Genomic DNA, 23,599 nt, shown 5'->3' with positions numbered 1-23,599 from the left:
CTCATTTCCTAGCTTCATCCCATCTTCTCGGTGCTGAAAACCGGACTTTTTGAACTCGCACTTTAAAGAGTTTCCTGAGATTAAAAAGAGGTTGTGGGGAGGGGATTTTTGGAAGACGATTGGATGCGCTCGATTTGTGTATAATCGTTTTCTAGCCCTATGGAGTGACACCTATAAAGAGACAGGAAAAGGCTTATCTTATGGAGCATGTTCTGCTGAACTCACAAAACTAAAACAAGAAATAGACTGGTTGAAAGAACCGGACAAATTTTCTTTACAAAATGCACGGAGGAATTTGAGTGACGCATACAATCGCTTTTTCAAAAAACAAAACGATGCGCCAAAGTTTAAGAGTAAAAAGAATCCTGTACAGTCCGCATCGTAGTGGCTGTAGCCTGAATATTCTTGCCGAAGGCAAAGGACTTCTTGCTGTGTAATCCTTACACGAACTGTCGGAACGACAGGGTTAGCTTGGTGAGCTTCTCTTCGTTAGAAGGGACTACCCAAGAATCTCGTGACTTTAGTCATGAGAGGTTCAAAGTTGGGCCAAGTTTGCTATACTTAAACCACTATACGGTATACATACGATGGAGGTATTTTCGTGGAAAAGATCAGAGTAGGCATTGTAGGTTACGGCAATCTGGGCCGCGGTGTGCAAAGTTCGATCGCGCAAAACCCGGATATGGAGCTTGTTGCAATCTTCACAAGACGTCAGCCCGAAGGCATCCAGTCTTCCGTTCAGATGGTTCATATGTCCGAGATCGAGAGCTATATCGGGAAAGTGGACGTTATGATCTTGTGCGGGGGTTCCGCTACGGATTTGCCGGAGCAGGGGCCGTTCCTCGCGTCCATGTTTAACACCGTAGACAGCTTCGACCGCCATGCGAAAATCCCCGAGTATTTCGACGCCGTTGACGGAGCGGCCCGCAAAGGCGGACACGCCAGCGTCATCTCCACCGGATGGGACCCGGGCTTGTTCTCGCTGAACCGGCTGCTCGCTGAAGCGGTTTTGCCGGAAGGAACCGACTACACGTTCTGGGGGAAAGGGGTTTCCCAAGGACATTCCGACGCGATCCGCCGCATAGCGGGCGTGAAGGCCGGCGTGCAGTATACGATTCCTAGCGACGAGGCCGTCCAACGGGTCAGAGACGGGGAAAATCCGGAGCTGTCCACCCGGGAGAAGCACTTAAGAGAATGCTTCGTCGTGGCGGAGCCGGGCGAAGACTTGGCGCGGATCGAACGCGAGATTACGACGATGCCTAACTACTTTGCCGATTACGAGACGCGGGTTCACTTCATCGGCGAAGAGGAACTGAAGCAGAATCATTCGGCCATGCCGCACGGCGGCCTCGTATTCCGCAGCGGCAAAACCGGCGAGAGCAGCAAGCAGATCATCGAATTCGGCCTGAAGCTGGACAGCAACCCCGAATTTACGGGCAGCGTGCTGGTCGCTTACGCGAGAGCGATCCACCGTTATGCGAAGGAAGGCTTTATCGGGGCGAAGACGGTATTCGATATTCCGTTCAGCTATTTGTCTCCAAAATCGGGGGCTCAGCTTCGCCAAGAGCTGCTGTAAAGCTTCTCGGCCGGTAAACGGAGGGAGGTGCGGCGCATGAGCTTTATCGTGGAACGGATCGAGACCAAAATCGAATTTTTCGAAGCTTTCGATCTTCGTACGCTGGAGAGGAAGATCGAGGAGCAGATTCAGAATAACAAGGCGCTGCTGCTGGACGTCAAGTCGGTTCAGCATCAGGCGACGTTTCACCCGCAAGCCGACAAGATGCTGTACACCGCTGTCGTGCATTTTGCGGTCAAGCAGTTGCCCTAGCGCCAGCGCCGCCCGGAACCCGGGACGGGCCTGAGGAGGGGCACAAGAGACGTATGCGCAGCAGCGCATGCGTCTTTTTGTGCAGCTGCGCAAGTCATGCAAGGCCATCGGCCGCGGCTGACGAGGGAGTTTGTCCGAGTGGGTCCGCTCTTACGCCGAAGCGTCCCGGAATGAATTGTGTGTCGAAACTCCGAACATCGTGCGTATTTCCTAATAAATACCTGTGAACGAAACGTGTTTTGGTATATATTCCTTCAAAGGCCATCAGTTTTGAGACTAGAGGTGCAGCCATGAATCTAAGCATTCGCTGGAAAATTGTACTGATTTACTCCGTCATCGTTGCGCTTGGCATCGTAGCGCTGTCGGGTTATGCGTCGATTTCGATGAACCGGGAAGTCGTCGGGATTGTGACCAAGCAGCTCGAAGCGGATCTCGAGATCGGCAAAGTGCTGCTGCAGGAGGACGTCCCCGGAGAATGGAGCGAGAAGGACGGTGGTTTATATAAAGGGCATACGCTGCTGAACGACAACTTCGTATTCGTCGACAAGCTTGCCAAGCTGCTGGGCAACGAGGCGGCGGTGACGGTATTTCTCGGCGATACCCGCGTCTCGACCAATGTGACGGTAGACGGCAAGCGGGCGGTAGGCACGAAAGTGTCGGATGAAGTGAGGCGGAAGACGTTAGTGGAGAAGGGGAGGTTTCTCGGCCTCGCTCAAGTTGTGGGGGCGGATTATCAGGCGGTCTATGAGCCGATCCTGGACGGAAAAGGTGAGGCCATCGGCATTTTGTTCATCGGCATCCCGAACCGGATCTTCGAGGAGGCGCAGCACGGCTTTCTCCGCCACATGATCACAGCGGGCTTGCTCGGTGTAATCGTGCTGGTCGTCTTGGTCTGGTTCGGCAGCGGCAAGTTTACGAGGCCGCTTACGAGGCTGGCCGGCATAACCGCCCAGGTGGCGTCCGGTGATTTGCAGGCGAAGACCGACCCGCTGCGCTCGAAGGACGAGATCGGCAAGCTGAACGGCTCAGTTCAGGGAATGATCGACAGTTTGCGCGAGTTGATCGGACATATTCGCCAGGCGGTCGGGCAAGTAGCCGGCTATTCTGCTCAGCTCGCTGCCAGCGCCGAGCAGACCAAGGCATCCGCCACCGATATTACCGATACGATGCAAGGCATGGCTTCCGGTGCGGAAGTTCAGGTCCAGGCCGCGGATGAAAGCGCGAGGGCGATGGAAGAGATGGCGTCAGGCATTCAGAGGATCGCCGAATCGGCTTCCTACGTGAATGAAGCCTCCGGCGAGATGGTCCGGCAGGCTGACGCGGGCAACGACTCGGTCCAAACCGCCGTCACCCAGATGGAGGTTATGAGCCGGTCCATCGCGGACGTATCCGAAGCCATCCGTGAGCTGACCCGGCTCTCCGCGGAGGTGGAGCAGATAGCCGCAGTAATTAAAGGCATCTCCTCGCAAACGAATTTGCTGGCCTTGAATGCGGCCATAGAAGCGGCTAGAGCCGGGGAGCACGGGAAAGGCTTCGCCGTCGTTGCTGCCGAGGTGCGCAAGCTGGCCGAGCAGGCCGGCGTGCAGGCGGAGCAGATCACCGGGCTGATCGAACGGATGCAGACGGCTACGACAGGCGCTGCGGCCAAGATGACGCAAGGGCTGGAGGAGGTCCGCATCAGCGTCGATCGGGTGGAGCAGGCCGGCCGTACGTTTGCCAGCATCGTAGCCTCGACGAAGGACGTAACGGCCCAGATCGAGGAAGTATCGGCCGCGTCCGAGCAATTGTCGGCCGGAACGGAGCAGATCGCCGCCTCCATCACGGAAATTGCCAGAATCGCCAGACAATCCGCCTCCGGCATCGAGGAAGCGGCTGCCGCCTCGGAGGAGCAGCTTGCATCGATGGATGAGATCTCGCGGTCCTTGGAGGCGATGAACGGGATGACGGGGCAGCTCGAGCGGCTGGTGGGCAAGTTTAAGGCGTAGGCAGGCTGCGGAAAACCGTTCTGAGATCGGTCCAGCCGGCTGAATTCTTATTACGAAAGATCCGATAGGCGAACCGGGACATGGGTAACCTTTAAGTACGAGATCAAAAAGTCCGGTTTTCAGCACCGAGAAGATGGGATGATGCTAGGAAATGAGGAGCGTAGCGTAGTGAAAGCTACGTGAGCACCGGAAGTTCCGGCTGAATTCCATATTCGATGTCGAGTAGGCTTCCTGTATCTGCTTCGTGATCAAAAGTGGACTTTTTGAACAACCTTTTAAAGGGGAATGTCGTTTTTGATAAAGGTTTTGGCCAAACTTTCAACATGAAGGTCCCGGTTCGTTTTCTCATAATCCTCCAGCACGTCGATCACATACTCTTCACCGGCTTCTGTCGCTCTAAAAATGAATTTTTCCGTATCTTCGATGCGCACATTATGGCCGCAAGCCTTCAAGCATTGTTCGAAATCCTGGAGCGTAGGCTGCGCACCGGATTCCAAATAAATAAGTCCGCGCAGCAGCTTGGTTTCGTCCTTACGGAAAATTTTAAAGTAAACGGTATGTTCTTTACGCATAGCTGTAGCCTCCTGTAGGACATGGGTCATGTAAAATCTAGGTATGGTACCATCATATTTTCATTGTCGGGCTTTTGTCTATAGATTTTGCCAACTGCCAACGATTTGTCGTTTTTACATTCGTTTTGGGAGCGGCGATAAATCGGATTTGCTTTTTGAAATCGGTTATGCTATGATACAGATACTGAAATTTTGACCTGAACTCACATATTGTAGAGGGTTATTATTTTCTGTGAATAACCTTGTCCAATATGTGATTTTTTATTTTAAAGCAAAATAAAGGTCATGTAATTTATTTAGGAGGTAATTCAATATGCAAACAGGAACAGTTAAATGGTTTAACGCAGAGAAAGGTTTCGGCTTCATCGAAGTTGAAGGCGGAAACGACGTATTCGTTCACTTCAGCGCAATCGTTGGCGACGGCTTCAAATCGCTGGACGAAGGCCAACGCGTTGAGTTCAACGTTGTTCAAGGCAACCGCGGACCACAAGCTGAAAACGTAGTTAAACTGTAAGAAGCACGAACCCATAAAGCCCCAGACCTTTGTGTTTGGGGCTTTATTACTTAATTGCGGTCTGTAGCTCGATAGCGGTGACTTGTCAAAGCGAGCTTAATGAGTGGGAACCGAAGCTTCCCATACTGGCGATGGATCACTATTAGAGGGAAAAGAGGGACGTCATGTACTATTCACGCAGAAAGCCGCTGGACGAAATTCCACAGGAGCTAACGCTCGTATGGTCTTGCACGAACGATAAGTGTAACGGTTGGATTCGAGATAACTTCTCCTTTTCGAATCAGCCGATTTGTCCCCAATGTCAATCCGCCATGGCGAAAACCGAAAAGATGATTACCGTGATCGCGAACACAAGCCCCAATTCATCCAAAAAATAAATGGAGATTCATGAAGAAACCCGGCCGCACGAGGTCGGGTTTTTTGCATTTGGCAAAGCCGCCCTGCCTGCTTCCGTTCCCCTCATTTATTGTGTGCAGGTTATGTTCACCTTCGTCAAAACGTATGCACGCGGGCTCTGAGCAAAATAGAAGTCTTTGGCATATTCTATGTTGGGCATGTTGGGCGGACTGGCACGAATAGAGGCGGTTTGCACCCCTTATTTCCACCAACTTATCGCGTCTGCACCCTTTTCCCGGATAATAACAGCCGCAAACCGCTCTTATTCCGTGTCCCAGCGGGGTTTCGGACAAAATAAAGGGTACGAACCGCTCTTATTCAGTTCCATCCCTGCTTGAACCAGGGCAGAAGCTCCAAACGAGGCTGCCCGGCGACGGACGATTAGCGCCCCTTGCCGACTCGGCAAGGAAGGAGGCCCCGTCCCTGCACTAGTGCGATGATGAAACGTTCTGATCGATCAAGAGAAACGCCGACCCCTTGGAGGAGGTCGGCGTTTCTCGGTTAGCCGGACAAGCCGTGTACGCTTTTTGTAATCATCTCGCGCAGCTCGGCCTGATGCGTCTCGTACTGTTCGGCGGTTATGCTGCCGCTGGTCAGGCGCGACGTGAGCTGCTGGGATAGTTCGGCGACCTGGAGATCGATGACGTCCTCCACATCCACACGCTGCTCCTCGGCGAGGTCGGCCAGCGTGCGGCCGTTGTACAGGGCGTCGTGAATCTCCTCGTCCGACAACCCGCCGAGCACATGCTGCAGCGAGGCGCCGATCTCCGGACGCGAGGAATCCCGGGTATGGACGCTATCCGCTTGACCGGGCAGGCCTAAGGAGGCATTGGCTTCTTCATTTTGAAAGACAGTGCTTATGGATATGACGATAGCGATTGTACCGGCTATGATGATTTGCTTCGGATTCATATGATGCATCCTCTTTTCTCTTTTTCACAAAAAAGGCATACTCTCTTATTCATACGTTTGAGCGGGGGATTAGTTGCAAAAAAAGTTTTTGGGCCATTCGGGACTCAAGTTCGGACGTTCGAACGAAAAGGAGAAAAACGTTAAAAAATTGTAAATTCCGGCGAATGCCTAAGGAAACCCGAGATAAACCTGGACAAAATCTAGATAACAGAAAAATCAGAATATTTACACAACATGTGCAGGCAAGTATAATGAGGGTACAACACGGAGAGGGGATAGTCCAATGAAGAAGGTAAGCGAAGCATAATCGTGCATCGGTTACAATCCAAGGGAAGCTGACGAGCTTATCCGTAATCGTCACGGTATGCGGGATCTCAGAGAATCGGGAACCAATTGGATCAACCGACCGGATTGTAAAGGAATTGCAGCACAATCTTCTGAACGGGAAAGGTAAAGGATTGGAAAAATAAAGCGTGCCAAGCATGTTGGATGAAAGGAAAGACGAAAGACCAGTGAATCGAATACTCAAGAAATAGCTTCGTCTGCTGTGCCGCAGATGGGGCTATTTCTGTTTTGGCGGTAAAAGGCTGAAACGTGCCTCTTGCCATCCGCGCAAGAGCGTGATAGAATAATTTCTGACGAAATGACTAAAATGGTATTTTGGTCAATTAATCGGGAGGTGAATCTGATGTCTATTGACCGGAGAAGATTGATCATCGATGCTGCGGCCAAGTCTTTCGCTTTATTCGGTTATAAAGGCACTACGATGGATCAGGTTGCGAAGATCGCCAATGTGGGCAAAGGAACGATTTATACGTTTTTCTCGAACAAGGAAGAGCTGTTTCAGGAAATTATGAACAGGCTGATCGGGGAGATGAAGCGTGTCGCCGAAGAGGTGGTCGATCCGGGCCGCAAGTTTTTCGATAACTTGAACCTCGTACTCGATCAGCTGCTCGATTTTCGTGAGGAGCATGAGCTGGCGATCAAGCTGTCCCAGGAAGTGAAGGAGATCGGGACCCAGATGGCGCAGGACGGCATCTACCAGATCGAGAAAGCGGTCGTCGGCTACATTCAGCAGCAGGTGCAGGCGGCTGTCGATAAAGGCGAGATCAAGCCGTGCGACCCAAAGATGACTGCGTTCGTCATGTTGAAGCTGTTCATGGCGCTTACGGCCGACTGGAAGAAGTCGCACCCCCCGCTGGACAAAACGCGTGTGGCTGAGCTTCTTCGGTTTTACTTACAGGAAGGACTGGCTCCGGACTAAGCCGGATGCCGTTTTTTTTACCCGCAAAATGACCAAATGACTAAAACGGTCAATCGGACCAAATGGGAAAATGCGTCGGTTTATTGGGTGAAACGGATGAATTCGTCCGACTATATATATTCAGCTATAGGAGTGGGGAACGATGTTTAAAAGTTGGAAGCAGTTCGGCAAAGAACTGACCGCCGTTATGCGCAACCGCAGGGTGTTGATTCCAGTTATTGCGGTGCTGATGATCCCGGTGCTGTATACGGCGATGTTTCTCGGAGCGTTCTGGGACCCGTACGGCCGGCTGAGCGACCTGCCGGTTGCTGTCGTTAATGCCGACAAGGGCGCCGAGTTTAACGGCAAGCAGCTGCAGATCGGTCAGGAGTTCGAGGGGCAGTTGAAGAAAAATCCGCAGTTTGACTGGCGGTTCGTAACGAAGGAAGAAGCGGACGCCGGTCTGAAGAACAATACGTATTATATGGCGATCGAAATTCCGGAAGATTTCTCGGAGAAAACGACGACGCTCACTTCCGATCATCCGGCGGCGGCGAAGCTGGCGTTTCTCCCGAACGAAAGCTATAACTTCCTGGCGTCGCAAATCGGCAATACTGCGGTAGAGAAGATGAAGGCTCTGCTGAATAAAGAAGTGACGGAAGCTTATGCTAGAACGGTATTCGGACAAATGGAGCAGCTCGTCGACGGCATCGGCCAGGCGAGCGACGGCGCAGGCAAGCTCGCCGAAGGCACGACGAAAGCGAAGGACGGAGCGGTGCAGATCGAGCAAAATCTGAATAAGCTCGTCAGCGGTTCGGTCGTGCTGAAGGAAGGTGTCTCCCTGCTCCAGGCGGGAGGCGGCCAGCTGAATAACGGCGCCGCCGCGCTCGGCGAAGGCGCAGCCGGACTGGCGGACGGGCTCGCCAAGCTGGACGCGGCCCGTCAGGAACTTGGCGCGGGCGCCGCCACGATCGGCGAAGGCGCGGAATCGCTGCGCTCCGGCTCAGAGAGCCTGAGCGGCGGGCTGACGCAGCTGGCCGAGGCAAGCGGCAAGCTGTCGGGAAGCTCTGCGCAGACGGAGCAGGCGTCCGGCCGACTCGCGGCGGGATTGGCGAAGTCGGCTGCAGGCTCTGCGAAGCTGGAGGAAGGCGCGGCCGGGCTGGCGCAGGGCCTCGAGCAGCTCGCCGGGGCCGACCCGCGACTGGCGCAGGACGCCAGCTTCCAAAGCCTGCTGGCGGCAAGCAAGCAGCTGTCGGCGGGGCTGGCCGAAGCCAAGACGGCGCAGCAGAAGCTAAGCGGTGGAGCCGAGCAATTGCACGCCGGTCTGGACCAGATGAAGAGCGGCATGGCGACATTCGACGGCAAGCTGAAGGAAGCGCAGGCCGGAGGGCAGCAACTCGCCGCCGGAGGACAAAAGCTGTCGGCCGGTGCCCGCGAGTGGACGGCAGGCATGACGATGTTCGGTACCAAGCTGGCCGAAGCCAAAAACGGCGGAGCCGAGCTGGCGGCGGGAGCCGGGCAGCTGGCCGGAGGCGCTGCGGAGCTTCAGCAAGGTCTGAACCGGCTGGCTGCGAACATCGGGCCGTTCGTAGAAGGCTCCACCCAGCTGGAGAACGGAGCCCGGCAGGTCGCTTCGGGACTGCTGCAGCTGGATGACGGTTCGCATGAGCTGTCCGATAAGCTGGGCGAGGCGGCTGCCAAAACGTCAGGACTTCAAGTAAACGACTCGATGTACGACATGTTCACCGAACCGGTAGGGCTGGACGTCCAGAAGGTTAATGAGGTGCCCAACTACGGCACGGGCTTCGCCCCTTATTTCCTGTCGCTCGGCTTGTACGTAGGGGCGCTGCTGCTGACGATCGTGTATTCGGTTCGCGAGCCGGCCGTCGTTCCGGTGAACGGACGCAGCTGGTTCTGGAGCAAAGCTTTGACGCTTGCCCTGGTCGGCACGATTCAGGCGCTGATCGCCGATGCGGCGCTGCTGCTTATTTTGAACCTGGAAGTGAAGAGCGTTCCGCTGTTCCTTCTGTTCTCGATTATTACTAGCATTACCTTTATGATGCTCATTCAATTTCTGGTCGCTACGATGCAAAATCCGGGCCGGTTTATCGCGATCGTGCTGCTTATTTTCCAACTGACGAGCTCGGCCGGCACATTCCCGCTGGAGCTGATCCCGGGATGGCTGCAGCACGTAACGCCTTGGCTGCCGATGACGTATTCGGTTGCCGGATTAAAGGATGTCATCTCGAGCGGCGACTTCGGCTCGATGTGGAAGCAGGCGGCGCTGCTCGGCGTGTTCGCGGTACTGTGTGCGGCGATGACGTATGCCTACTTCACGGCGGCTCACCGCAGAATGAAGCGCCGCAAGCAGACGGCTGCGGCAACCCCGGCTGGTGCTAACTGACCGGATGCAGAAGCGGTTCCGGAGGAACTCGTAACAAAAACGAAAACTGCCGGTTAAGCCTGATTAGAGGCTTTTCGGCAGTTTTTTTGCATGTCGGCGCATGATTTCTTGATCGGGTCCACGGTTCCGTGTATCGTAAAGCTAGACCTCGGTTAAAACGGCGCTGCACACCCGATGCGCTTGTTTGAAGGTGAATAGCGGCAGCAGGCTCAAGAGGGCTCAAAGGATGCTCTCATAAACGTTCAGTTGCCATTCAGGTTCCGCTCAGCATCGTTTCAGGGTGGCGGGCGATAATAGAAGAAGTACACACTGGGGAGGTTTCCAGGATGCGCCAGCTTAAGGGGATTAAAGTGCTGCTTGTCGACGACGAGCCGAATATATTGCAATTTCTGGAGCTGGGACTGACGAACGAAGGTTTCGACGTACAGACGGCACAGGACGGGATGACCGCGATCACGGTCGCCAGACAATTTCAGCCGCATGTCGCCATTCTCGACGTGATGATGCCCGGGATGGACGGCTTCGAGGTGTGCAAGATGCTGAAAAAGTCGGAAAATGTCGCGATCATTATGCTGTCGGCCAAAGACGAGGTGGACGACCGTGTGAAAGGGCTGACGCTCGGGGCCGACGACTATGTCGTCAAGCCGTTCAGCTTCGAAGAGCTGCTCGCCCGTCTCCATGCCAGGGTGCGGAATCAGTTCCCGAATCTGCTGGGCGAAGTGGCTGCCGGGCCGTTCCGGATCGACGATCGCCGCAAAGAGATCAGTTACGCGGATAAAGTGCTGGAGCTGTCCCCTACCGAATACGAGCTGCTCAAATTTTTGGTGACCAATCACGGGCTCGTCCTTAGCAAAAGTATGATTTTGGACAAGGTGTGGGGGTACGATTTCGGCGGCGAGGAAAATATCGTCGAGGTGTACATCCGGTCCTTGAGAGATAAGCTCGGAGACAAGGAGCATCGGGTCATCCGCACGCTGCGGGGAGCGGGCTACAGGGTGGATGTGACATGAAGAAGCGGGGACGGTTCCGGTTTCCCCGGGCTTTAACGCCGCATTCGCTGCGGTTCCAACTGCTGGCCCGGTCTTTGCTTGTTATAGCCGTCATTTTACTGTTTATCGGGTTATTCCAGTACGTGTTCATGCGCGAGTTTTTGTTTAAAAACAAAGCGGAAAGCATGCAGGGCCAGCTTCGTTCGGTTCCCCGGGAGGTGCTTCTGAGCACGGGGGACTGGGGGTACGAAGGGCCGGGAGGACGCAAGCCGATGCTGTACTTCCCGGATATGACGTTCGCCGTCATCGATGCGTCCGGCACGTTCACCAATATGTCCGGATGGCCGGAGGCCGGTGAGCCGCCGAGGCTGGAGGATGCCGAATACGAGGAAGCGATGAAGCTGAAGCCGAAGCCGAAGGACGGGCTGCACTATTCCGTGATGCGCGATGCGCAAGGAGCCGAGCAACTGGTCGTGCTGCAGCCGATCGATTCCCGGGGGCGCATCCTCGGCGTCGCCCAGCTAAGCATGAGTACGGCGCCGCTCCACGACGTCGCGGTTAATCAGCTCTTCGTGTTCTCCGCGCTCTCCTTGCTTGCGCTGCTGCTTGGCCTGCTTGCCTTTATTCCCGTATTGCGTCGGACGCTCGTTCCTTTGTCCAAAATCGTGGATACCGTGGAACGGATCGACGCCGGCAATCTCGACGAACGGTTCCCTTCCCGGCAAGGCCAGCAGGAGATCGATCGGCTGGCCGTGTCGTTTAACGGCATGCTGGAGAGGCTGGAGGCTTCCTTCCTTGCGGAGAAGGAGGCCAAGGAACAGATGCGGCGGTTCGTCGCGGACGCTTCTCATGAGCTGCGGACGCCGCTTACGTCGATTCACGGCTTTCTCGAGGTGCTGCTGCGCGGAGCGATGTATCAACCGAACCAACTGGAGAAAGCGCTGACGAGCATGTACGGCGAATCGGAGCGAATCAACAAGCTGGTCCACGATCTGCTGCTGCTCGCCAAGCTGGACCGCGCGCCTTCCGTCGTATGGAGCGAAGGCGATCTGGGCCGGCTGCTGACAGAGATGGAGTCCCAGCTGCGGCTGCTGGCAGGCGAACGGGAGGTCGTGCTCCGGATCGAATCCGCAGCGAAATGCCGGTACGACACGGACAAGATCAAGCAGGTGGTGCTGAACCTGTTCCAGAACGCGGTCCAGCATACCGATCCGAAGTCGGGCCGCATCAGGGTGACTTTAACCGGGACGGAAGACGGGGTTGAGCTTGCCGTAGCGGATAACGGCCCGGGTATTCTCGAGGAGCATCTCCCGTATGTGTTCGACCGCTTCTACCGGGGGGAATCGTCGCGTACCCGCAAGTCGGGCGGGGCGGGACTCGGTCTTGCCATCACGAAGTCGATTGTGGACGCTCACAGTGGGACGATTCACGCCTGGAGCGCGTCTGGAGCGGGGAGCACCTTTACCGTCCGGCTTCCCCGTAGCGGGACGCCGGAATAAGCTTGGGAACGGATAGAGCCGAAGGACGGTTCGTATTGCGCGAAGCGATATGGACGTTTCTCCGGCTCTTTTTGACGTATCCGGATTTTGGTATAAGAAGCGACCCGCTTACAAAAGATAACTTGAATCTACCAAGACCAGCCTGCCATACGGGAGAGAATCGATGCGTTTATCGGTATTTCCAATCACGTCCTGTTGATTCCCGTCCTGCTCTCGACAGCCAAAAGAGATTCCTGGATCGGCGCGGCCGCCGCCATACTGCCTGCTTTGCTATGGGTAGCGCCGCTGTATGTCACGATCCGCACGACCGACCGGAAGAAGCTGACCGACTGGCTGCACCAACGGTACGGGATCGTTCCCGGTGCCCTACTTCGATTCGTCCTGATCGTTTATTTCGCCATCGTCGGATTTGTGTCGCTTCTGGATACGATCACCTGGGACGGCAAATATGTCGTATACGCCCAACTGCTCGACTTCTCCAACGTATCGAAGCCTGACTTTTCCAAAGGCGGTGCAACCGGAAACGTGTGGTCGGGCAAGGAGGAGGGCATTACCGTCGTCGATGCGATGAACCGGCTGTACAAGACGTCGCAGCAGCGCGTGTTGGGGACAAGTATCGTCGATCGTCTTTAGCCAGGAGGCTTTAAAACACGGCGCCCTTCAGTATTTGGAGGGATTGATCCGTTTCCGCGAAATCCGGTATACGCAGTGGGTGTATGGCACGAACGAACCGATCGACCGGTTGTTTACGGTCACGCCTTTCTTTAATTTGTCCCCGCTCGCATCGATTCTGCACCAGCCGGAAGACAACTACCGGCAGCGCTCTTTTATTCGTCCGCTCCGGCTGCATAAGATGGTCTCGCAACTCCGCGAGCCCGGCAATAGTTTGCTGCTGCCGATGCTGGCGATCGACGGCCGATACGAAGCTGGTGGTGGCGGGGATTTATTTCCTCTCTCAGCATAATGATCCGGTCTTCGTCAAAGATTCGGAGCTGACTGGGCTTCGCTGGATGGAGGCCCATTCGAGACGGGGCGATCTGGTGATCAGCAAAGACGGGCAGCCGTCGGTGTCGATGTCGATCGAGAATATCCGGGCGGATATCCGGTTTGACGAGCAGGGCGGCAGCAACCGGTTTTCGGTCCGATTCAGCTGTACGGCTACGATCGCCGAGTTGCTGGAGGGGATGACGGAACAAGAAATCGAACAGGAGACGATCAAAGCGGTAAGCTCGCAGATCCGGCAAACGTTCGAGCATGGCCGGGAGAAGGGGCTGGATTTGTTTCACCTCAACCATGAGCTGTACCGTCAACATTTTCCGGTCTGGAGCAGGCTGACGCATAACGGCACGACTCCGCTCGAGGATTATACGCTCGGATCTATAGAGGTGAGCGTCGACTTGCTGCACTCGGGGATGTACCGGATTACGAAGCAGCCGAAAAATCAATATTAGTTTGAAGAATAGCCTTCCGGAGGAGTGAGTCCGAGAGGCTCTTTAATTTTTGGCAGAGGCTTGGATAGAGCATAAAGGCGGTTTATAACTCTTATTTGGTCAGTTATCAGGATCGAAGAGAAAATAAGAGCGGTTTCCAGCTTCTAAGTCTCATAAAAGTACCCGAGTTCCGGTAAAACTGTTGAAATAAGAGGTGCAAACCGTCTCTATTCCCTGACGTAGGGACAAAAGATGAAGATTAAAAGGTGTAAATCGCTCTTATCCTTCTGTTTGTTCTCATATAAAAGAAGCCCCGCAGCTAGGAAACCAGCGGGGCACAACTCGTATGCGTCAGATCAAGGCGGATCGAGTTATCGAAAGAACTTCGAATTTCTTCTATAGAAAAGCGGTTTCATGTCCGGATTCACGACATAGCTCGATGGTAAACAGGCGGTCCGATCGAATGGTGCCAACCGGTTTAGGGGATACCAATACTGTTGCTGAACAAAATACCCATTTTGTTAGGTTAGGAGGAAGGCATAGACAGTATCATTATACTGGTTATGGAACAAGTTGTCATTTAGAATTTCGACATAGTCAGACAATTTTCGTTCTATAAGGAAAAGGATTCCAATGCCTCGTCCACCATATCGTCGTTAATTCCGATATATCGCAGTGTGATGGAAGGACTGGAATGTCCAAATATGTATTGCAGCATCGCCACATCTTTCGTCTTCTGATAGAAGTGATATCCGAACGTTTTCCGCAATGTATGTGTTCCGATCGCCCCTTCTACCCGGCATGCTTTGGCGGCCTGATGAATAATATGCCAGGCCTGAATCCGGCTGATCGGAACGCCTCCTTTCTTCGACGGGAACAAGTAATCCGAGTCTGCGTACCGTTTCGTGTACTTTTCAATTTCGTTCCGGAGCGTGTCGGTAATGATCGTTTTACGTGCATTGCCCGTCTTCTTCTCGCGAACTTTCAGATGCTTCGTATACTTCACATCCATAACCCGCAACGGCAAAATATCGCTGATCCGCAATCCCGAATTAATGCCGAAAACAAATAAAAAATAATCCCGGTAAGACCGGTGAAGCAAATATTCTTTGATTTGCTGGATTTGCTCCAAGTCGCGTATCGGTTCTACGGCATTGGCACCTCGTCTGTTGGTCATGAGAGTCTCCGTTAGTTAGATTAAATACAATATTTTGAAACATAATGTTATATAAGATTATCGGCGATTATTGTCGAAATTGCAACGTTCCTTACTCCCACAAGGGAAATGAGCCTTTAGACTTAGGGTTTCAGATCTAACAAAATGGGTATTTTGTTCTATTTGAGGAAAGCGGAGTTCGTTACGGATAGTAAATATGTTGATAAAGGAGGGACCTTGCTTTGATGGATCAAGCATTCCGGCCTGGTACAGCAGCTCTTACGTCTAAAGGCGAAAGGCCGGCTCCGGCTTCTGGACGTAAAGGAGTAGAGTTCCGGTGAAGAGCATAATGGAGGATTGTCTGCGCCGTTTCTTGGACAAAGGCGACCGGATGACCTACGAGCACAGCTTGCGGGTCGGGCATCTGGCGCGGATTGTAGCCGCCCATGTATCGGGGTGGACGGAAGAAGAGAAGGAAGCTTTTGTCGCGGGCTGCTGCATTCACGACATCGGGAAACGGATGATTCCGCTTGAGATTTTACACAAGCCGACCGTTCTGACCTCCGAGGAGTGGAGAAGCATGAGAAGACATCCGGAAATCGGGATGAGACTGCTTCATATCAACGGCTACATGCACCCTCCTGTAGCCGATATCGTGCAATATCATCACGAGCGATGGGACGGTCTGGGGTATCCGCATGGTTTGAAAGGAAGCGAGATTCCCGAATGGGCGCGGGTATGCTCGGTGATCGACGCCTTCGACACGATGGTGTCGAATCGGCCCTACCGCAGAGGGTTGTCTGTCGAGCAGGCCAAAGAGGAGCTGCGCAGGCAAAGCGGCACACAATTCGATCCGGACGCGGTCGAATTGTTTTTGAATGTGCCTTTCGAGTCATTTCGGGCGGCGACTGAATTTTGCGAGACGTATCCCTTTCCGGGTTCTTCGAGATGGAAGCGGAATTTGGAGACAAATGTTCACGAGGCGCAAATGAATGCTACAGCATGGAGGAGAAGTGGACAATGAGATGGTTCCTGAACTTGAAAACATCCGTTAAACTGATTTCCGCTTTTGTAACGGTTGCGGTTTTGCTGGCGGCCGTAGGTATGTATGCCTTATCCAATATGAGTATGTTAAACGGAAACGTCCGGGAAGTGTACAACAACAATCTCGTCTCGGTACGAGACCTGTCGGCCGCGCAGATCAGCTATCAGCAGATGCGTGTAGCCATCCGGGAAATGAGCACGACGACCGACAAATCACAGTTGGATCAGCTGTCCCGGGAAATCGACGAATACAAAAAAGAGTTCGTCGACAAGATCGAATCTTACCGGAAAGTTGCCGTTACAAAAGAGGAGCAGGACGAACTGAAAGCGTTCGATACGGCATACGCCGCTTACGATAAGCTGTTCGATCAGGCTCGCCAAATTACGTATCAAAACGACTGGGAAGCGTTCCGCAAATTTCAGCTGGAGGAACTGAACCCGGTCGGGACGAAAATGAGAACGCATCTGACGAAGCTGATCGACATGAACGTAGAGATTGCCGGAGCGACGTATGTGGAATCCGGCGAATCTTATCAATCGGCGCGCAACGTAACGGTTGCGGTCATCATCTTGGCTTTTGTGATCAGCATTTTGCTCGGTTATTACATAGCGCGGACGATCGCGAATCCGCTGGGACGGATGGTGCAACTCATTGCGAAAGTCGCGGAGGGTGACCTACGGGAGCAATCCGAGATCGATACGCGCGATGAGATCGGCCAATTGGCCGGCTCGCTTAACGAGATGATTCATAATCTGCAAAGACTGATCGGCGGAATCGTCCAATCGTCCCAAAGCGTGGCGGCGGCGTCCGAGCAAATATCGGCGAGTACGGAAGAGATCGCAAGCAGCAGCTCCAGCCAGGCCCAATCGGCGCAAACGATCACCGACCTGTTCGGCGAACTGACGTCCGCGATTCATTCCGTGGCCCGCAGCGCGGAGCAAGCGGCCGAGCTGTCCTCGGACACGGTGCGTACCGCAAGCGAGGGCGGTCAAGCGGTGGAGGCGTCCGTCGCCGGGATGCAGGCGGTGAATGAAAAAATGTCGCGTCTCGAAGAGGATTCGCAGCGCATCGGAGATATTATCGAGGTAATTGACGAGATCGCCGATCAAACCAATCTGCTTGCCCTGAACGCGGCGATCGAAGCGGCCCGGGCGGGGGATCAGGGCAGAGGCTTCGCCGTAGTCGCCGACGAGGTTCGCAAGCTGGCGGAACGAAGCAGCGAAGCGACCAAGCAGATCTCGACGATCATCAAGACGATGCAGGACAATACGAAGCAAAGCGTCTCCGCAGTACTCGTCAGTACGGAGCAATCGGTCAAAATGGGCGATGCGTTCCAGCGGATTGCCAGCATGGTCGATACGACAGCGGGTAAAGTGAATGAAATTGCCGCGGCAAGCGAGGAGCAGTCGGCCCAGGCTACGGAAGTAATGAGCTCGGTAGAGACGATCGCGGCGGGCAGTCAGGAAGCGGCGGCGTCTTCCGAAGAGACGGCTGCGACGTGCCAGTCTCTGGCTCAGCTGGCGGATGAGCTGCACACGTCCGTCTCGGTGTTCAAGATCAGCTAATTTGTCGTTAGGAGGCTTGAGCGTGAATGTGGCTACCGTTCGGCAAGAGCAATATATCGAGTTTCGCATAGGAGAGGAAAACTATGCGATCCGCATCGAGCACATCCATGAAATTATTAGGCTGCAGACGATTACGCCTCTTCCGCATTCGAAGCCGTATGTGAAAGGTGTCATTAATTTGCGCGGGCACGTGGTGCCGGTCATTTCGCTGCGCAGGTTGTTCGGCATGGCGGACGATACGGATACCAAATCAACGCGAATCGTGGTCATTAAGCATCGGGAGCAATCGGTAGGGGTGCGGGTCGATTTGGTCAACAAGGTGACCCTGTACCCGGTTGTTCAGCCTCCGCCGGAGCGGGTCGGCGATTTGAGCGGAGCTTTTTTTACCGGTATCGGAGTCAGGGGAGGGGAACTGGTCGGTCTTTTAAACCTGGATGAAGTGCTGTTGCGGGATTAATGGCGGTGGAGCGCTGTCTAAGGAGGGCCGGACAAACAACATAACGGCAGGCGCTGCTTCGGGGTGAAGCGGTGCTTGTTTATTTTTAGAACGTGCCGGTCGTGTATCCGCTGTGGCAAACCTTTATCGAGGGGAGCGAAACCGTGACGTTATCGTATTATTTGCTTCCAATGCGGTATAATGACACAAGCGGAGCCGTTTTTAGGGTATCCTACTCCTAGTGGAGACCGACAGCAAGGAAAGGCGTGATCAAGTGGTAGAGAAACGTTTCTCGAAAGAGTCCAGATGTTACAAGACGTTCCGGGTATTTCCGACCGACGTGAATAACTACGATACGCTGTTCGGAGGCAAGCTGATGGCGCATATCGACGACATCGCCTCCATCGCCGCATCCAAGCATAGCCGCAGCTTTGTGGTAACGGCGTCTACCGATTCGGTGGACTTCCTGTCCCCGATCCCGATGACCGCTTCCGTATGTCTGGAATCGTATGTAACCTGGACTGGCCGAAGCTCGATGGAAGTGTTCGTCAAGGTCATCACCGAGGATCTCCTTAGCGGAGAACGCCATATCGCCGCAACCTCCTTTCTAACCTTCGTCGCGCTGGACGACAACAAGAAGCCGATTCCCGTGCCGCAGGTCGTGCCGGAATCCGAAGAGGAGATTCAGCTTCACCAGTCCGGAGACGGACGGGCGGATATGAGGCGCCACCGCCGCGAGCAGAGCAAGAAGTTCGCCGATTTTTTGACGACCAGCTATTCCTGGGAATGACCGGATATCGAGCAAAAGCCAGTAAACCGTTTCCTCAAACGGCTTGCTGGCTTTGTTGGTGTGTGCGGACAAGTTTACTTCCACTTCTCGAATTCAGCTTCCAGCGTTTCCCTCGTCACCTTGCGTCGATGCAGCGACAGGCTGGGTGACTGAATGTTCAGCTGCGTTATTTTTTTGTTAATGTCCTTAATATGGACGTCGATCGATGGTTCATCCGGATGGGTCTGCAGCAGCTCGAGCGTATATTCGATCGATTCCTGAATATCTTTGCGCAGCATAATCCATGGGGGCGGAACTTTGGCATTTTTCAGTATCGTCTGCAGCACGTCCTCGGTCGGCACCTCGACCGGTTTTCCTTTGCCGGGCAAGTGATCGAAGCCGCCGTTGCGCTTGCATTCCTCAAACGCCTCATCAAGCCAGTGGTTCATCCGCCTGTAATGTAAGATGGCGACTTGACGGTCTTCGAACGTATCGGCCGGCAAGGGGATGATCGGGCGCTGCGGAGGTTCCGAATAAACCCCACCGTCAGGAAGGTTGTTGCGAGAAGACGACATGGCGTAATTCCCCGCTTTCATATAGAACGGTTTGGTTCTAGCGTAGCGGATTGGCTTGGCCGGGTCAAGCGGAAGACGGGTAACCGACGCGTCCACATTTTGCAGGAGACCGCTCCTGCGTTCCGGCACATAAATCGTTCCCCGAACCTTCATACTAACGTTAAAACGGAAGGGGAATGCCTTATGAAGCGGATGACCGCAATCGCGGTATGCTGTCTGCTGGCGTCCGGCTGCTGGAACGCGGGGCGTTCGGGAGAAAATAATCCGGCTGTACCGGCCCCGAGGGACTATGCGTCGGACGTTCCGCACAGCATCGTTAGGACGGAGGAACTTACGGAGCTGATGGCGCAAACGGCCGAGCGGGAGCAGAGGATGTCCGATACGGTATCCGTTTCGCCCAAGGCGAAGCCGATCGAGATCAAGCAGGAGCCGCCGGCAGTTCCCCCGCATCAGGAGACGCGAGCCAAGCCGAAGCCGAGCGCCAAGCCGAAAGCACCGCCCAAAGCTCCGGCGGTAAGCGCGCAGCAAAGCTCGTCCGGACGGAAGCTGTCGCTCTCGGAGCTGAGAGCCAAGTACCCGGACTGGTTCAAGGTAAGCGGCGCAGCGAAGGAGCCCCGGATCGCGCTGACGTTCGACGACGGTCCCGATTTACGCTTTACGCCGCAAGTGCTTGATGTATTGAAGGCCAATGGCGTGAAGGCAACCTTTTTCCTGCTGGGCAAAAAGGCGGAGGAGCATCCGGATATCGTAAAGCGGATCGTGCGGGAAGGTCATGCGATCGGCAACCATTCGTACCGCCATCCGCAGTTTACCAAATTGACGGTGGACGAATTTGCTTCGGAAATCAAGAAGGCGGAGGAAGTGCTGAACCGGCTCGCCGGTTACCGGCCCAAGCTGGTGCGTCCTCCTTATGGAGCGATCAATGAAGATGAGCTGCAGTGGGCCAAAAACAGAGGATACGTCATCGTCAACTGGAACGTCGATTCGCTTGATTGGAAAAACCTCGGGGAACAGCAAGTGTTAGGCAATATCCTTGGCCATACGAAGGCTGGAGCGATCGTTTTGCAGCATTCGGCCGGGGGAGACAGTCAAGACTTGTCCGGCACCGTCAAAGCGCTGCCCGGCATCATAGCGAAGCTGAGAGAGCAAGGCTACGGGCTGGTCACGGTTCCCGAACTGCTGAAGCTGCCCAAAAGCAAATAATGCCGCCGACTGCTAGTCGACGACATACACCGTTACATTCTGGTAACCGAACAATTTGGCTTGCTCGCCCGAACTCGGCACGAAGATGTCGATCCGGTTGCCCTTGATCGAGCCGCCGGTGTCGGAAGCTACCGCCATCATGCCTCCGGCCGGCAAACCGTCGAACGTATAACCGGTGACGTATACGGTCGATCCTAGCGGAATCACTTTAGGGTCTACGGCAATGGTGCCGACCTTCAGCGTATTGCCGAAATAATCGAGTCCGGCATAACCGCCGTTTTCCTCCGCGCTGCCTGTATAAGCGGAGGCGACTGCGGCGATGGTTTTGGCAGGTTTAATCTCTTTGCCCGACACCGTGACGACCTGCTGGTTCGTCGAGAACTGCTTGTCTGCAGCTTTCGCTTCGGTTGCGGCTTTCGGTTGGACTGCGGCCGGAGCTGCCTTTTTGGCTTGGTTTGGTTGCGCTTTCTTCGCTGTATCGGATGCGGCTGAAGCGGCGGCCTTCGGCTTGGCGGGTGCGCTGGCAACTGCAGCAGATGCTGCGGGAGCCGCCTGGGGCTGCTGTTCTGCAGCCTGCTGAACCGTCTCTGCGAGTTCGGCAGCCGCTGGTTCCGCTGAGGCCAAGACCGTCACGATTCCTTTTGCCGGATATGCGGAGGGAGACAACGTCCCGCCATCTGCAAATAAATGAGTCTGAAAAACAAACGGAGCCAGCATCGGCATCAAGGCCGGGTCGTAGGGACGCCCCCCTGCGGTTGCTGACGATCCGGTTCCGGATAGGGCGAACAAAGCGAAACTGCCCGCAAGCAAAGCGTGCTTCCAGGGTAAGTACTTCACGAACGGCATCTCTCCTTTTGACGGCCTACGAGGTTAGTTGTCGGATTCGGGCTGAGGATACAACCCTACGCGCAGAAACGCGATTCACCCCGGAGCGGACTTGTCCGCTTGATGATAATCCCCCGCACTTATGGAAACGGCGAATGGTAAAACTTCGCAGTTTTGAAGTTTCGGCTTCTTGTAGAAGGCTAACATATGTCGGACGGAAGGGGAAAGCCTCAAAATTTGCCAGTTGCAATTTCGCCGTGCCGAAAACAGCTCGTCACATGGTCCTGCACCATCCCGGTTGCCTGCATGAGTGCGTAGCAAATCGTCGGGCCGACGAAGGTAAAGCCGCGCTTTTTTAAATCTTTACTCATCGCTTCCGAGATGGGGGTGGAGGCGGGCACCTCCTGCAGACTTTCCCAGCGGTTGCGGATCGGATGCCCTCCGACAAATTGCCAGATGTAAGCGTCGAAGCTGCCGAACTCCTGCTGAACCTGAAGGAAGCATCGGGCGTTGCGAACGGCGGACGCGATTTTGGCCCGGTTGCGCACGATGCCTTCGTTGGTCATCAGTTCCTCTATTTTGCGGTCGTCATATTCAGCCACTTGTACCGGATCGAACCGGTCGAACGCTTCGCGGTACTGTTCCCGCTTGCGCAGAATCGTGTACCAGCTAAGGCCGGCTTGAGCGCCCTCCAGCACGAGCCGCTCGAACAGGGCGTGATCGTCGTGAACAGGCACGCCCCATTCCCGGTCGTGGTAATCCCGGTAGAGCGGGCTGTCTGTGACCCAGCCGCAGCGTTTCAAAGGTTCCTGCATGAGAAAATCGCCTCCTTAGGTTTCCACCCAGTCCTTCCAGTATAACGGAGGATGCCTCTGAAGGCGAAATTCCTATCCCGACGGCGGGCTCAGGGTCTTAGTATCGTTCCTGCGATATAACGGGTCGCGTCCATGTGACTGCCCGGATCGTCTGCACCGTGAAAGTAGTAGGAGGCCAGCACTTCCCCCGGACGCACCTCGACGGCGCGCGGGTAACCGAGATCCCGGCTGCCGCCGTCATCGCGCAGAATCAGCTCTTGCCCCCACGTCGCACCCCCGTCTTCGCTTACACGCGCCCGGATGCCGTACGGCGGACGCCTGTAGCCACAGACCGCGAACAAACACTCGTTAGCGAGGAGCGATAAGTGTACAACGTCCCCATGATCGTTGATGCGGTTAATAAATCGCCACGTTAATCCTCCGTCGTCGGAAGCGTACAGCTCGTTCCAGGCGGCGATCATTGCCGGTTTGCACCGGACTGCAACGAGAATCGTCCCATCCGGCATCAGGACCGGAGATGGGCAGATGACGCGGTATTCCTGGCTGCCGGGCATAAGGGATACAAGGCTCCAATTACAGCCGTTGTCAAACGAGGCGAATACGACCGGACGGTCATGAGGATTCGTCTTCGGTCTTGCGGTCAAAAAGAGCAAAATAACTCCGTCAGGGCGTACGATATAGGAGGGCCGTCCCTGGTAGCGGGGAATGCCGCAGTCCGGCAGCATGCTGGCTTCTCCCCAAGTAACGCCGCCGTCGCGCGACAGTTTGACCCATGCGCGGGCCTGATCGGAGCCGGAATTGGGCGTGCTCCAGCAAGCGAGCAGCACGTGAGGATCGTCAAAATCGCTTCCCTCGGTGATTTCGTGCTTGCGGCCGTACAGCAGTTTCTCGCCGAGCCTGTAATTATCGGCGATTTCCGTTGCGGCGGTCCATGTGCGTCCCCCGTCCCGGGTGCGAACGGCTGCGATCCGGCTGTACGTCTCTATCCGGTCGTGCTTCAGATTGCCGGGCACCGAGTAGTCGCAGGCGATGTTCATGAAGCCGACCAGGATGTCGTCTTCGGCTATTTTCCACATCCCCGCATTAAACGGCCACGAACAAAACTCGTTATCGTTTCTGTAAATGACGACATGCTCCAGTCCGTCCGGCTTGACCGGTTTCCAGTAATTCATCGGCAGTTCCTCCTGTTTGATACGATTAGGTTGCGTGCAGGTTCGATTGCTGCGTGAGTCAGGCGAGAGAGCGACGGCGTTCCATCCGTCCGCCGGCGAAAAGGTTCGTCGAAGCGCGCAGCCTCAACTGTAGGTGATTGAGTCTGGAGTGGAATTCGAGTGATGAGGTTCGTGCTCTGGATGGAGACCGAAAGCGGGTGTGAAGTTTTGAAGATTGAAGTTTAAGACTTGCAGTTAGTTTAATGTTTGAAGGAAGTTTAAAGCTT

24 protein-coding genes, 1 pseudogene and 1 riboswitch are annotated in these 23,599 nt (G+C 54.8%); of the genes and pseudogenes, 18 read left to right on the top strand and 7 right to left on the bottom strand.

Going from position 1 to position 23,599, the window contains the following annotated elements; translation table 11 throughout:
• Positions 1-112: 112 nt before the first annotated feature.
• From IDH45_RS21600 to IDH45_RS21585, 4 genes and pseudogenes are all read left to right on the top strand, one after another.
• A pseudogene (locus IDH45_RS21600) lies at positions 113-376 on the top strand (helix-turn-helix domain-containing protein); the annotation flags it as partial.
• A 225-nt stretch (positions 377-601) separates the two neighbouring features.
• Positions 602-1,576, top strand: coding sequence for a diaminopimelate dehydrogenase (locus IDH45_RS21595; RefSeq protein WP_190930206.1), 975 nt, complete (start codon positions 602-604; stop codon positions 1,574-1,576).
• A 36-nt stretch (positions 1,577-1,612) separates the two neighbouring features.
• Entirely contained in the window at positions 1,613-1,828 is a 216-nt protein-coding gene (locus IDH45_RS21590) for a DUF2536 family protein (protein WP_190930205.1), read from the top strand.
• A 290-nt stretch (positions 1,829-2,118) separates the two neighbouring features.
• Positions 2,119-3,813, top strand: a complete 1,695-nt coding sequence (locus tag IDH45_RS21585) for a methyl-accepting chemotaxis protein (RefSeq protein ID WP_190930204.1) — start codon at positions 2,119-2,121, stop codon at positions 3,811-3,813.
• A 275-nt stretch (positions 3,814-4,088) separates the two neighbouring features.
• Here the strand turns inward: IDH45_RS21585 and IDH45_RS21580 are convergent, their stop codons facing one another.
• Complete coding sequence (locus tag IDH45_RS21580) at positions 4,089-4,385, bottom strand: hypothetical protein (protein WP_190930203.1); 297 nt, start codon at positions 4,383-4,385, stop codon at positions 4,089-4,091.
• Between the two features lie 313 nt (positions 4,386-4,698).
• Here IDH45_RS21580 and IDH45_RS21575 point away from each other — a divergent pair, with 313 nt between their 5' ends.
• Positions 4,699-4,899 (top strand): cold-shock protein, encoded by a 201-nt coding sequence (locus IDH45_RS21575; protein ID WP_040951936.1) that lies wholly within the window; start codon positions 4,699-4,701, stop codon positions 4,897-4,899.
• Between the two features lie 164 nt (positions 4,900-5,063).
• Positions 5,064-5,276, top strand: a complete 213-nt coding sequence (locus tag IDH45_RS21570) for a cold-shock protein (RefSeq protein WP_190930202.1) — start codon at positions 5,064-5,066, stop codon at positions 5,274-5,276.
• Positions 5,277-5,796: 520 nt separating this feature from the next.
• Here IDH45_RS21570 and IDH45_RS21565 read toward each other — a convergent pair.
• Positions 5,797-6,207 carry a hypothetical protein gene (locus IDH45_RS21565; protein ID WP_190930201.1) on the bottom strand — a complete coding sequence of 137 codons (411 nt, stop codon included), beginning with the start codon at positions 6,205-6,207 and terminating at the stop codon, positions 5,797-5,799.
• A 688-nt stretch (positions 6,208-6,895) separates the two neighbouring features.
• Between IDH45_RS21565 and IDH45_RS21560 the strand changes: the two genes are divergently transcribed.
• The 7 genes from IDH45_RS21560 to IDH45_RS21530 all read left to right on the top strand — a co-directional run bounded on the left by IDH45_RS21560 (position 6,896) and on the right by IDH45_RS21530 (position 13,793).
• Entirely contained in the window at positions 6,896-7,471 is a 576-nt protein-coding gene (locus tag IDH45_RS21560) for a TetR/AcrR family transcriptional regulator (protein ID WP_190930200.1), read from the top strand.
• A gap of 142 nt (positions 7,472-7,613) precedes the next feature.
• The gene (locus IDH45_RS21555) at positions 7,614-9,854 is read left to right on the top strand and encodes a YhgE/Pip domain-containing protein (protein ID WP_190930199.1); all 2,241 of its coding nucleotides are present in this window, start codon (positions 7,614-7,616) and stop codon (positions 9,852-9,854) included.
• A gap of 326 nt (positions 9,855-10,180) precedes the next feature.
• A complete protein-coding gene (locus IDH45_RS21550; RefSeq protein WP_190930198.1) occupies positions 10,181-10,864 on the top strand; it encodes a response regulator transcription factor in 684 nt (227 codons plus the stop codon).
• On the top strand, positions 10,861-12,342 hold the full coding sequence (locus IDH45_RS21545; RefSeq protein WP_190930197.1) for a sensor histidine kinase: 1,482 nt from the start codon (positions 10,861-10,863) through the stop codon (positions 12,340-12,342). The genes IDH45_RS21550 and IDH45_RS21545 overlap by 4 nt, the downstream gene beginning before the upstream one ends.
• Before the next feature lie 195 nt (positions 12,343-12,537).
• Positions 12,538-12,975, top strand: coding sequence for a hypothetical protein (locus IDH45_RS21540; protein WP_190930196.1), 438 nt, complete (start codon positions 12,538-12,540; stop codon positions 12,973-12,975).
• Positions 12,965-13,306: a Ger(x)C family spore germination protein gene (locus IDH45_RS21535; RefSeq protein ID WP_449583250.1), complete on the top strand. Its 342-nt coding sequence runs from the start codon at positions 12,965-12,967 to the stop codon at positions 13,304-13,306. The genes IDH45_RS21540 and IDH45_RS21535 overlap by 11 nt, the downstream gene beginning before the upstream one ends.
• Entirely contained in the window at positions 13,275-13,793 is a 519-nt protein-coding gene (locus IDH45_RS21530; protein WP_190930194.1) for a Ger(x)C family spore germination C-terminal domain-containing protein, read from the top strand. Before IDH45_RS21535 ends, IDH45_RS21530 begins: the two co-directional genes overlap by 32 nt.
• 592 nt (positions 13,794-14,385) lie before the next feature.
• Here the strand turns inward: IDH45_RS21530 and IDH45_RS21525 are convergent.
• Entirely contained in the window at positions 14,386-14,949 is a 564-nt protein-coding gene (locus IDH45_RS21525; RefSeq protein WP_190930193.1) for a site-specific integrase, read from the bottom strand.
• A 316-nt stretch (positions 14,950-15,265) separates the two neighbouring features.
• Here IDH45_RS21525 and IDH45_RS21520 point away from each other — a divergent pair, with 316 nt between their 5' ends.
• The 4 genes from IDH45_RS21520 to IDH45_RS21505 all read left to right on the top strand — a co-directional run bounded on the left by IDH45_RS21520 (position 15,266) and on the right by IDH45_RS21505 (position 18,764).
• Positions 15,266-15,952, top strand: coding sequence for an HD-GYP domain-containing protein (locus IDH45_RS21520; RefSeq protein WP_190930192.1), 687 nt, complete (start codon positions 15,266-15,268; stop codon positions 15,950-15,952).
• Positions 15,949-17,538, top strand: coding sequence for a methyl-accepting chemotaxis protein (locus tag IDH45_RS21515; RefSeq protein ID WP_190930191.1), 1,590 nt, complete (start codon positions 15,949-15,951; stop codon positions 17,536-17,538). The genes IDH45_RS21520 and IDH45_RS21515 overlap by 4 nt, the downstream gene beginning before the upstream one ends.
• Before the next feature lie 22 nt (positions 17,539-17,560).
• A complete protein-coding gene (locus tag IDH45_RS21510; RefSeq protein WP_317891255.1) occupies positions 17,561-17,995 on the top strand; it encodes a chemotaxis protein CheW in 435 nt (144 codons plus the stop codon).
• 253 nt (positions 17,996-18,248) lie between these two features.
• Positions 18,249-18,764, top strand: coding sequence for an acyl-CoA thioesterase (locus IDH45_RS21505; RefSeq protein ID WP_317891254.1), 516 nt, complete (start codon positions 18,249-18,251; stop codon positions 18,762-18,764).
• Positions 18,765-18,838: 74 nt separating this feature from the next.
• Here IDH45_RS21505 and IDH45_RS35035 read toward each other — a convergent pair whose 3' ends face one another.
• On the bottom strand, positions 18,839-19,447 hold the full coding sequence (locus tag IDH45_RS35035) for a DnaJ family domain-containing protein (RefSeq protein WP_190930188.1): 609 nt from the start codon (positions 19,445-19,447) through the stop codon (positions 18,839-18,841).
• A gap of 54 nt (positions 19,448-19,501) precedes the next feature.
• Between IDH45_RS35035 and IDH45_RS21495 the strand changes: the two genes are divergently transcribed.
• Positions 19,502-20,521, top strand: coding sequence for a polysaccharide deacetylase family protein (locus IDH45_RS21495; RefSeq protein ID WP_190930187.1), 1,020 nt, complete (start codon positions 19,502-19,504; stop codon positions 20,519-20,521).
• Positions 20,522-20,533: 12 nt separating this feature from the next.
• Here the strand turns inward: IDH45_RS21495 and IDH45_RS21490 are convergent, their stop codons facing one another.
• From IDH45_RS21490 to IDH45_RS21480, 3 genes are all read right to left on the bottom strand, one after another.
• A complete protein-coding gene (locus IDH45_RS21490; protein WP_317891253.1) occupies positions 20,534-21,358 on the bottom strand; it encodes a 3D domain-containing protein in 825 nt (274 codons plus the stop codon).
• Between the two features lie 7 nt (positions 21,359-21,365).
• A riboswitch (cyclic di-AMP (ydaO/yuaA leader) is annotated at positions 21,366-21,510 on the bottom strand.
• Positions 21,511-21,576: 66 nt separating this feature from the next.
• A complete protein-coding gene (locus IDH45_RS21485) occupies positions 21,577-22,161 on the bottom strand; it encodes a DNA-3-methyladenine glycosylase I (protein ID WP_190930186.1) in 585 nt (194 codons plus the stop codon).
• 89 nt (positions 22,162-22,250) lie between these two features.
• Complete coding sequence (locus IDH45_RS21480) at positions 22,251-23,333, bottom strand: sialidase family protein (protein ID WP_190930185.1); 1,083 nt, start codon at positions 23,331-23,333, stop codon at positions 22,251-22,253.
• Positions 23,334-23,599 lie beyond the last annotated feature (266 nt).

The sequence above is a fragment of the Paenibacillus oceani genome (genome assembly GCF_014705615.1).
GTDB classification, from domain to species: Bacteria; Bacillota; Bacilli; order Paenibacillales; family NBRC-103111; genus Paenibacillus_AB; species Paenibacillus_AB oceani.
Note: the sequence above shows the minus strand (reverse complement) of the source record. Positions and strands in the feature narration are given on the sequence as shown.

Bases quoted from the DNA above. Each gene is read 5' to 3' on its own strand.
- IDH45_RS21590 (WP_190930205.1), top strand. From the start codon at position 1,613: ATGAGCTTTATCGTGGAACGGATCGAGACCAAAATCGAATTTTTCGAA.
- IDH45_RS21560 (WP_190930200.1), top strand. From the start codon at position 6,896: ATGTCTATTGACCGGAGAAGATTGATCATCGATGCTGCGGCCAAGTCT.
- IDH45_RS21550 (WP_190930198.1), top strand. From the start codon at position 10,181: ATGCGCCAGCTTAAGGGGATTAAAGTGCTGCTTGTCGACGACGAGCCG.
- IDH45_RS21525 (WP_190930193.1), bottom strand. From the start codon at position 14,949: ATGACCAACAGACGAGGTGCCAATGCCGTAGAACCGATACGCGACTTG.
- IDH45_RS21575 (WP_040951936.1), top strand. From the start codon at position 4,699: ATGCAAACAGGAACAGTTAAATGGTTTAACGCAGAGAAAGGTTTCGGC.
- IDH45_RS21495 (WP_190930187.1), top strand. From the start codon at position 19,502: ATGAAGCGGATGACCGCAATCGCGGTATGCTGTCTGCTGGCGTCCGGC.
- IDH45_RS21485 (WP_190930186.1), bottom strand. From the start codon at position 22,161: ATGCAGGAACCTTTGAAACGCTGCGGCTGGGTCACAGACAGCCCGCTC.
- IDH45_RS21565 (WP_190930201.1), bottom strand. From the start codon at position 6,207: ATGAATCCGAAGCAAATCATCATAGCCGGTACAATCGCTATCGTCATA.
- IDH45_RS21480 (WP_190930185.1), bottom strand. From the start codon at position 23,333: ATGAATTACTGGAAACCGGTCAAGCCGGACGGACTGGAGCATGTCGTC.
- IDH45_RS21585 (WP_190930204.1), top strand. From the start codon at position 2,119: ATGAATCTAAGCATTCGCTGGAAAATTGTACTGATTTACTCCGTCATC.
- IDH45_RS21515 (WP_190930191.1), top strand. From the start codon at position 15,949: ATGAGATGGTTCCTGAACTTGAAAACATCCGTTAAACTGATTTCCGCT.
- IDH45_RS21570 (WP_190930202.1), top strand. From the start codon at position 5,064: ATGTACTATTCACGCAGAAAGCCGCTGGACGAAATTCCACAGGAGCTA.
- IDH45_RS21545 (WP_190930197.1), top strand. From the start codon at position 10,861: ATGAAGAAGCGGGGACGGTTCCGGTTTCCCCGGGCTTTAACGCCGCAT.
- IDH45_RS21555 (WP_190930199.1), top strand. From the start codon at position 7,614: ATGTTTAAAAGTTGGAAGCAGTTCGGCAAAGAACTGACCGCCGTTATG.
- IDH45_RS21580 (WP_190930203.1), bottom strand. From the start codon at position 4,385: ATGCGTAAAGAACATACCGTTTACTTTAAAATTTTCCGTAAGGACGAA.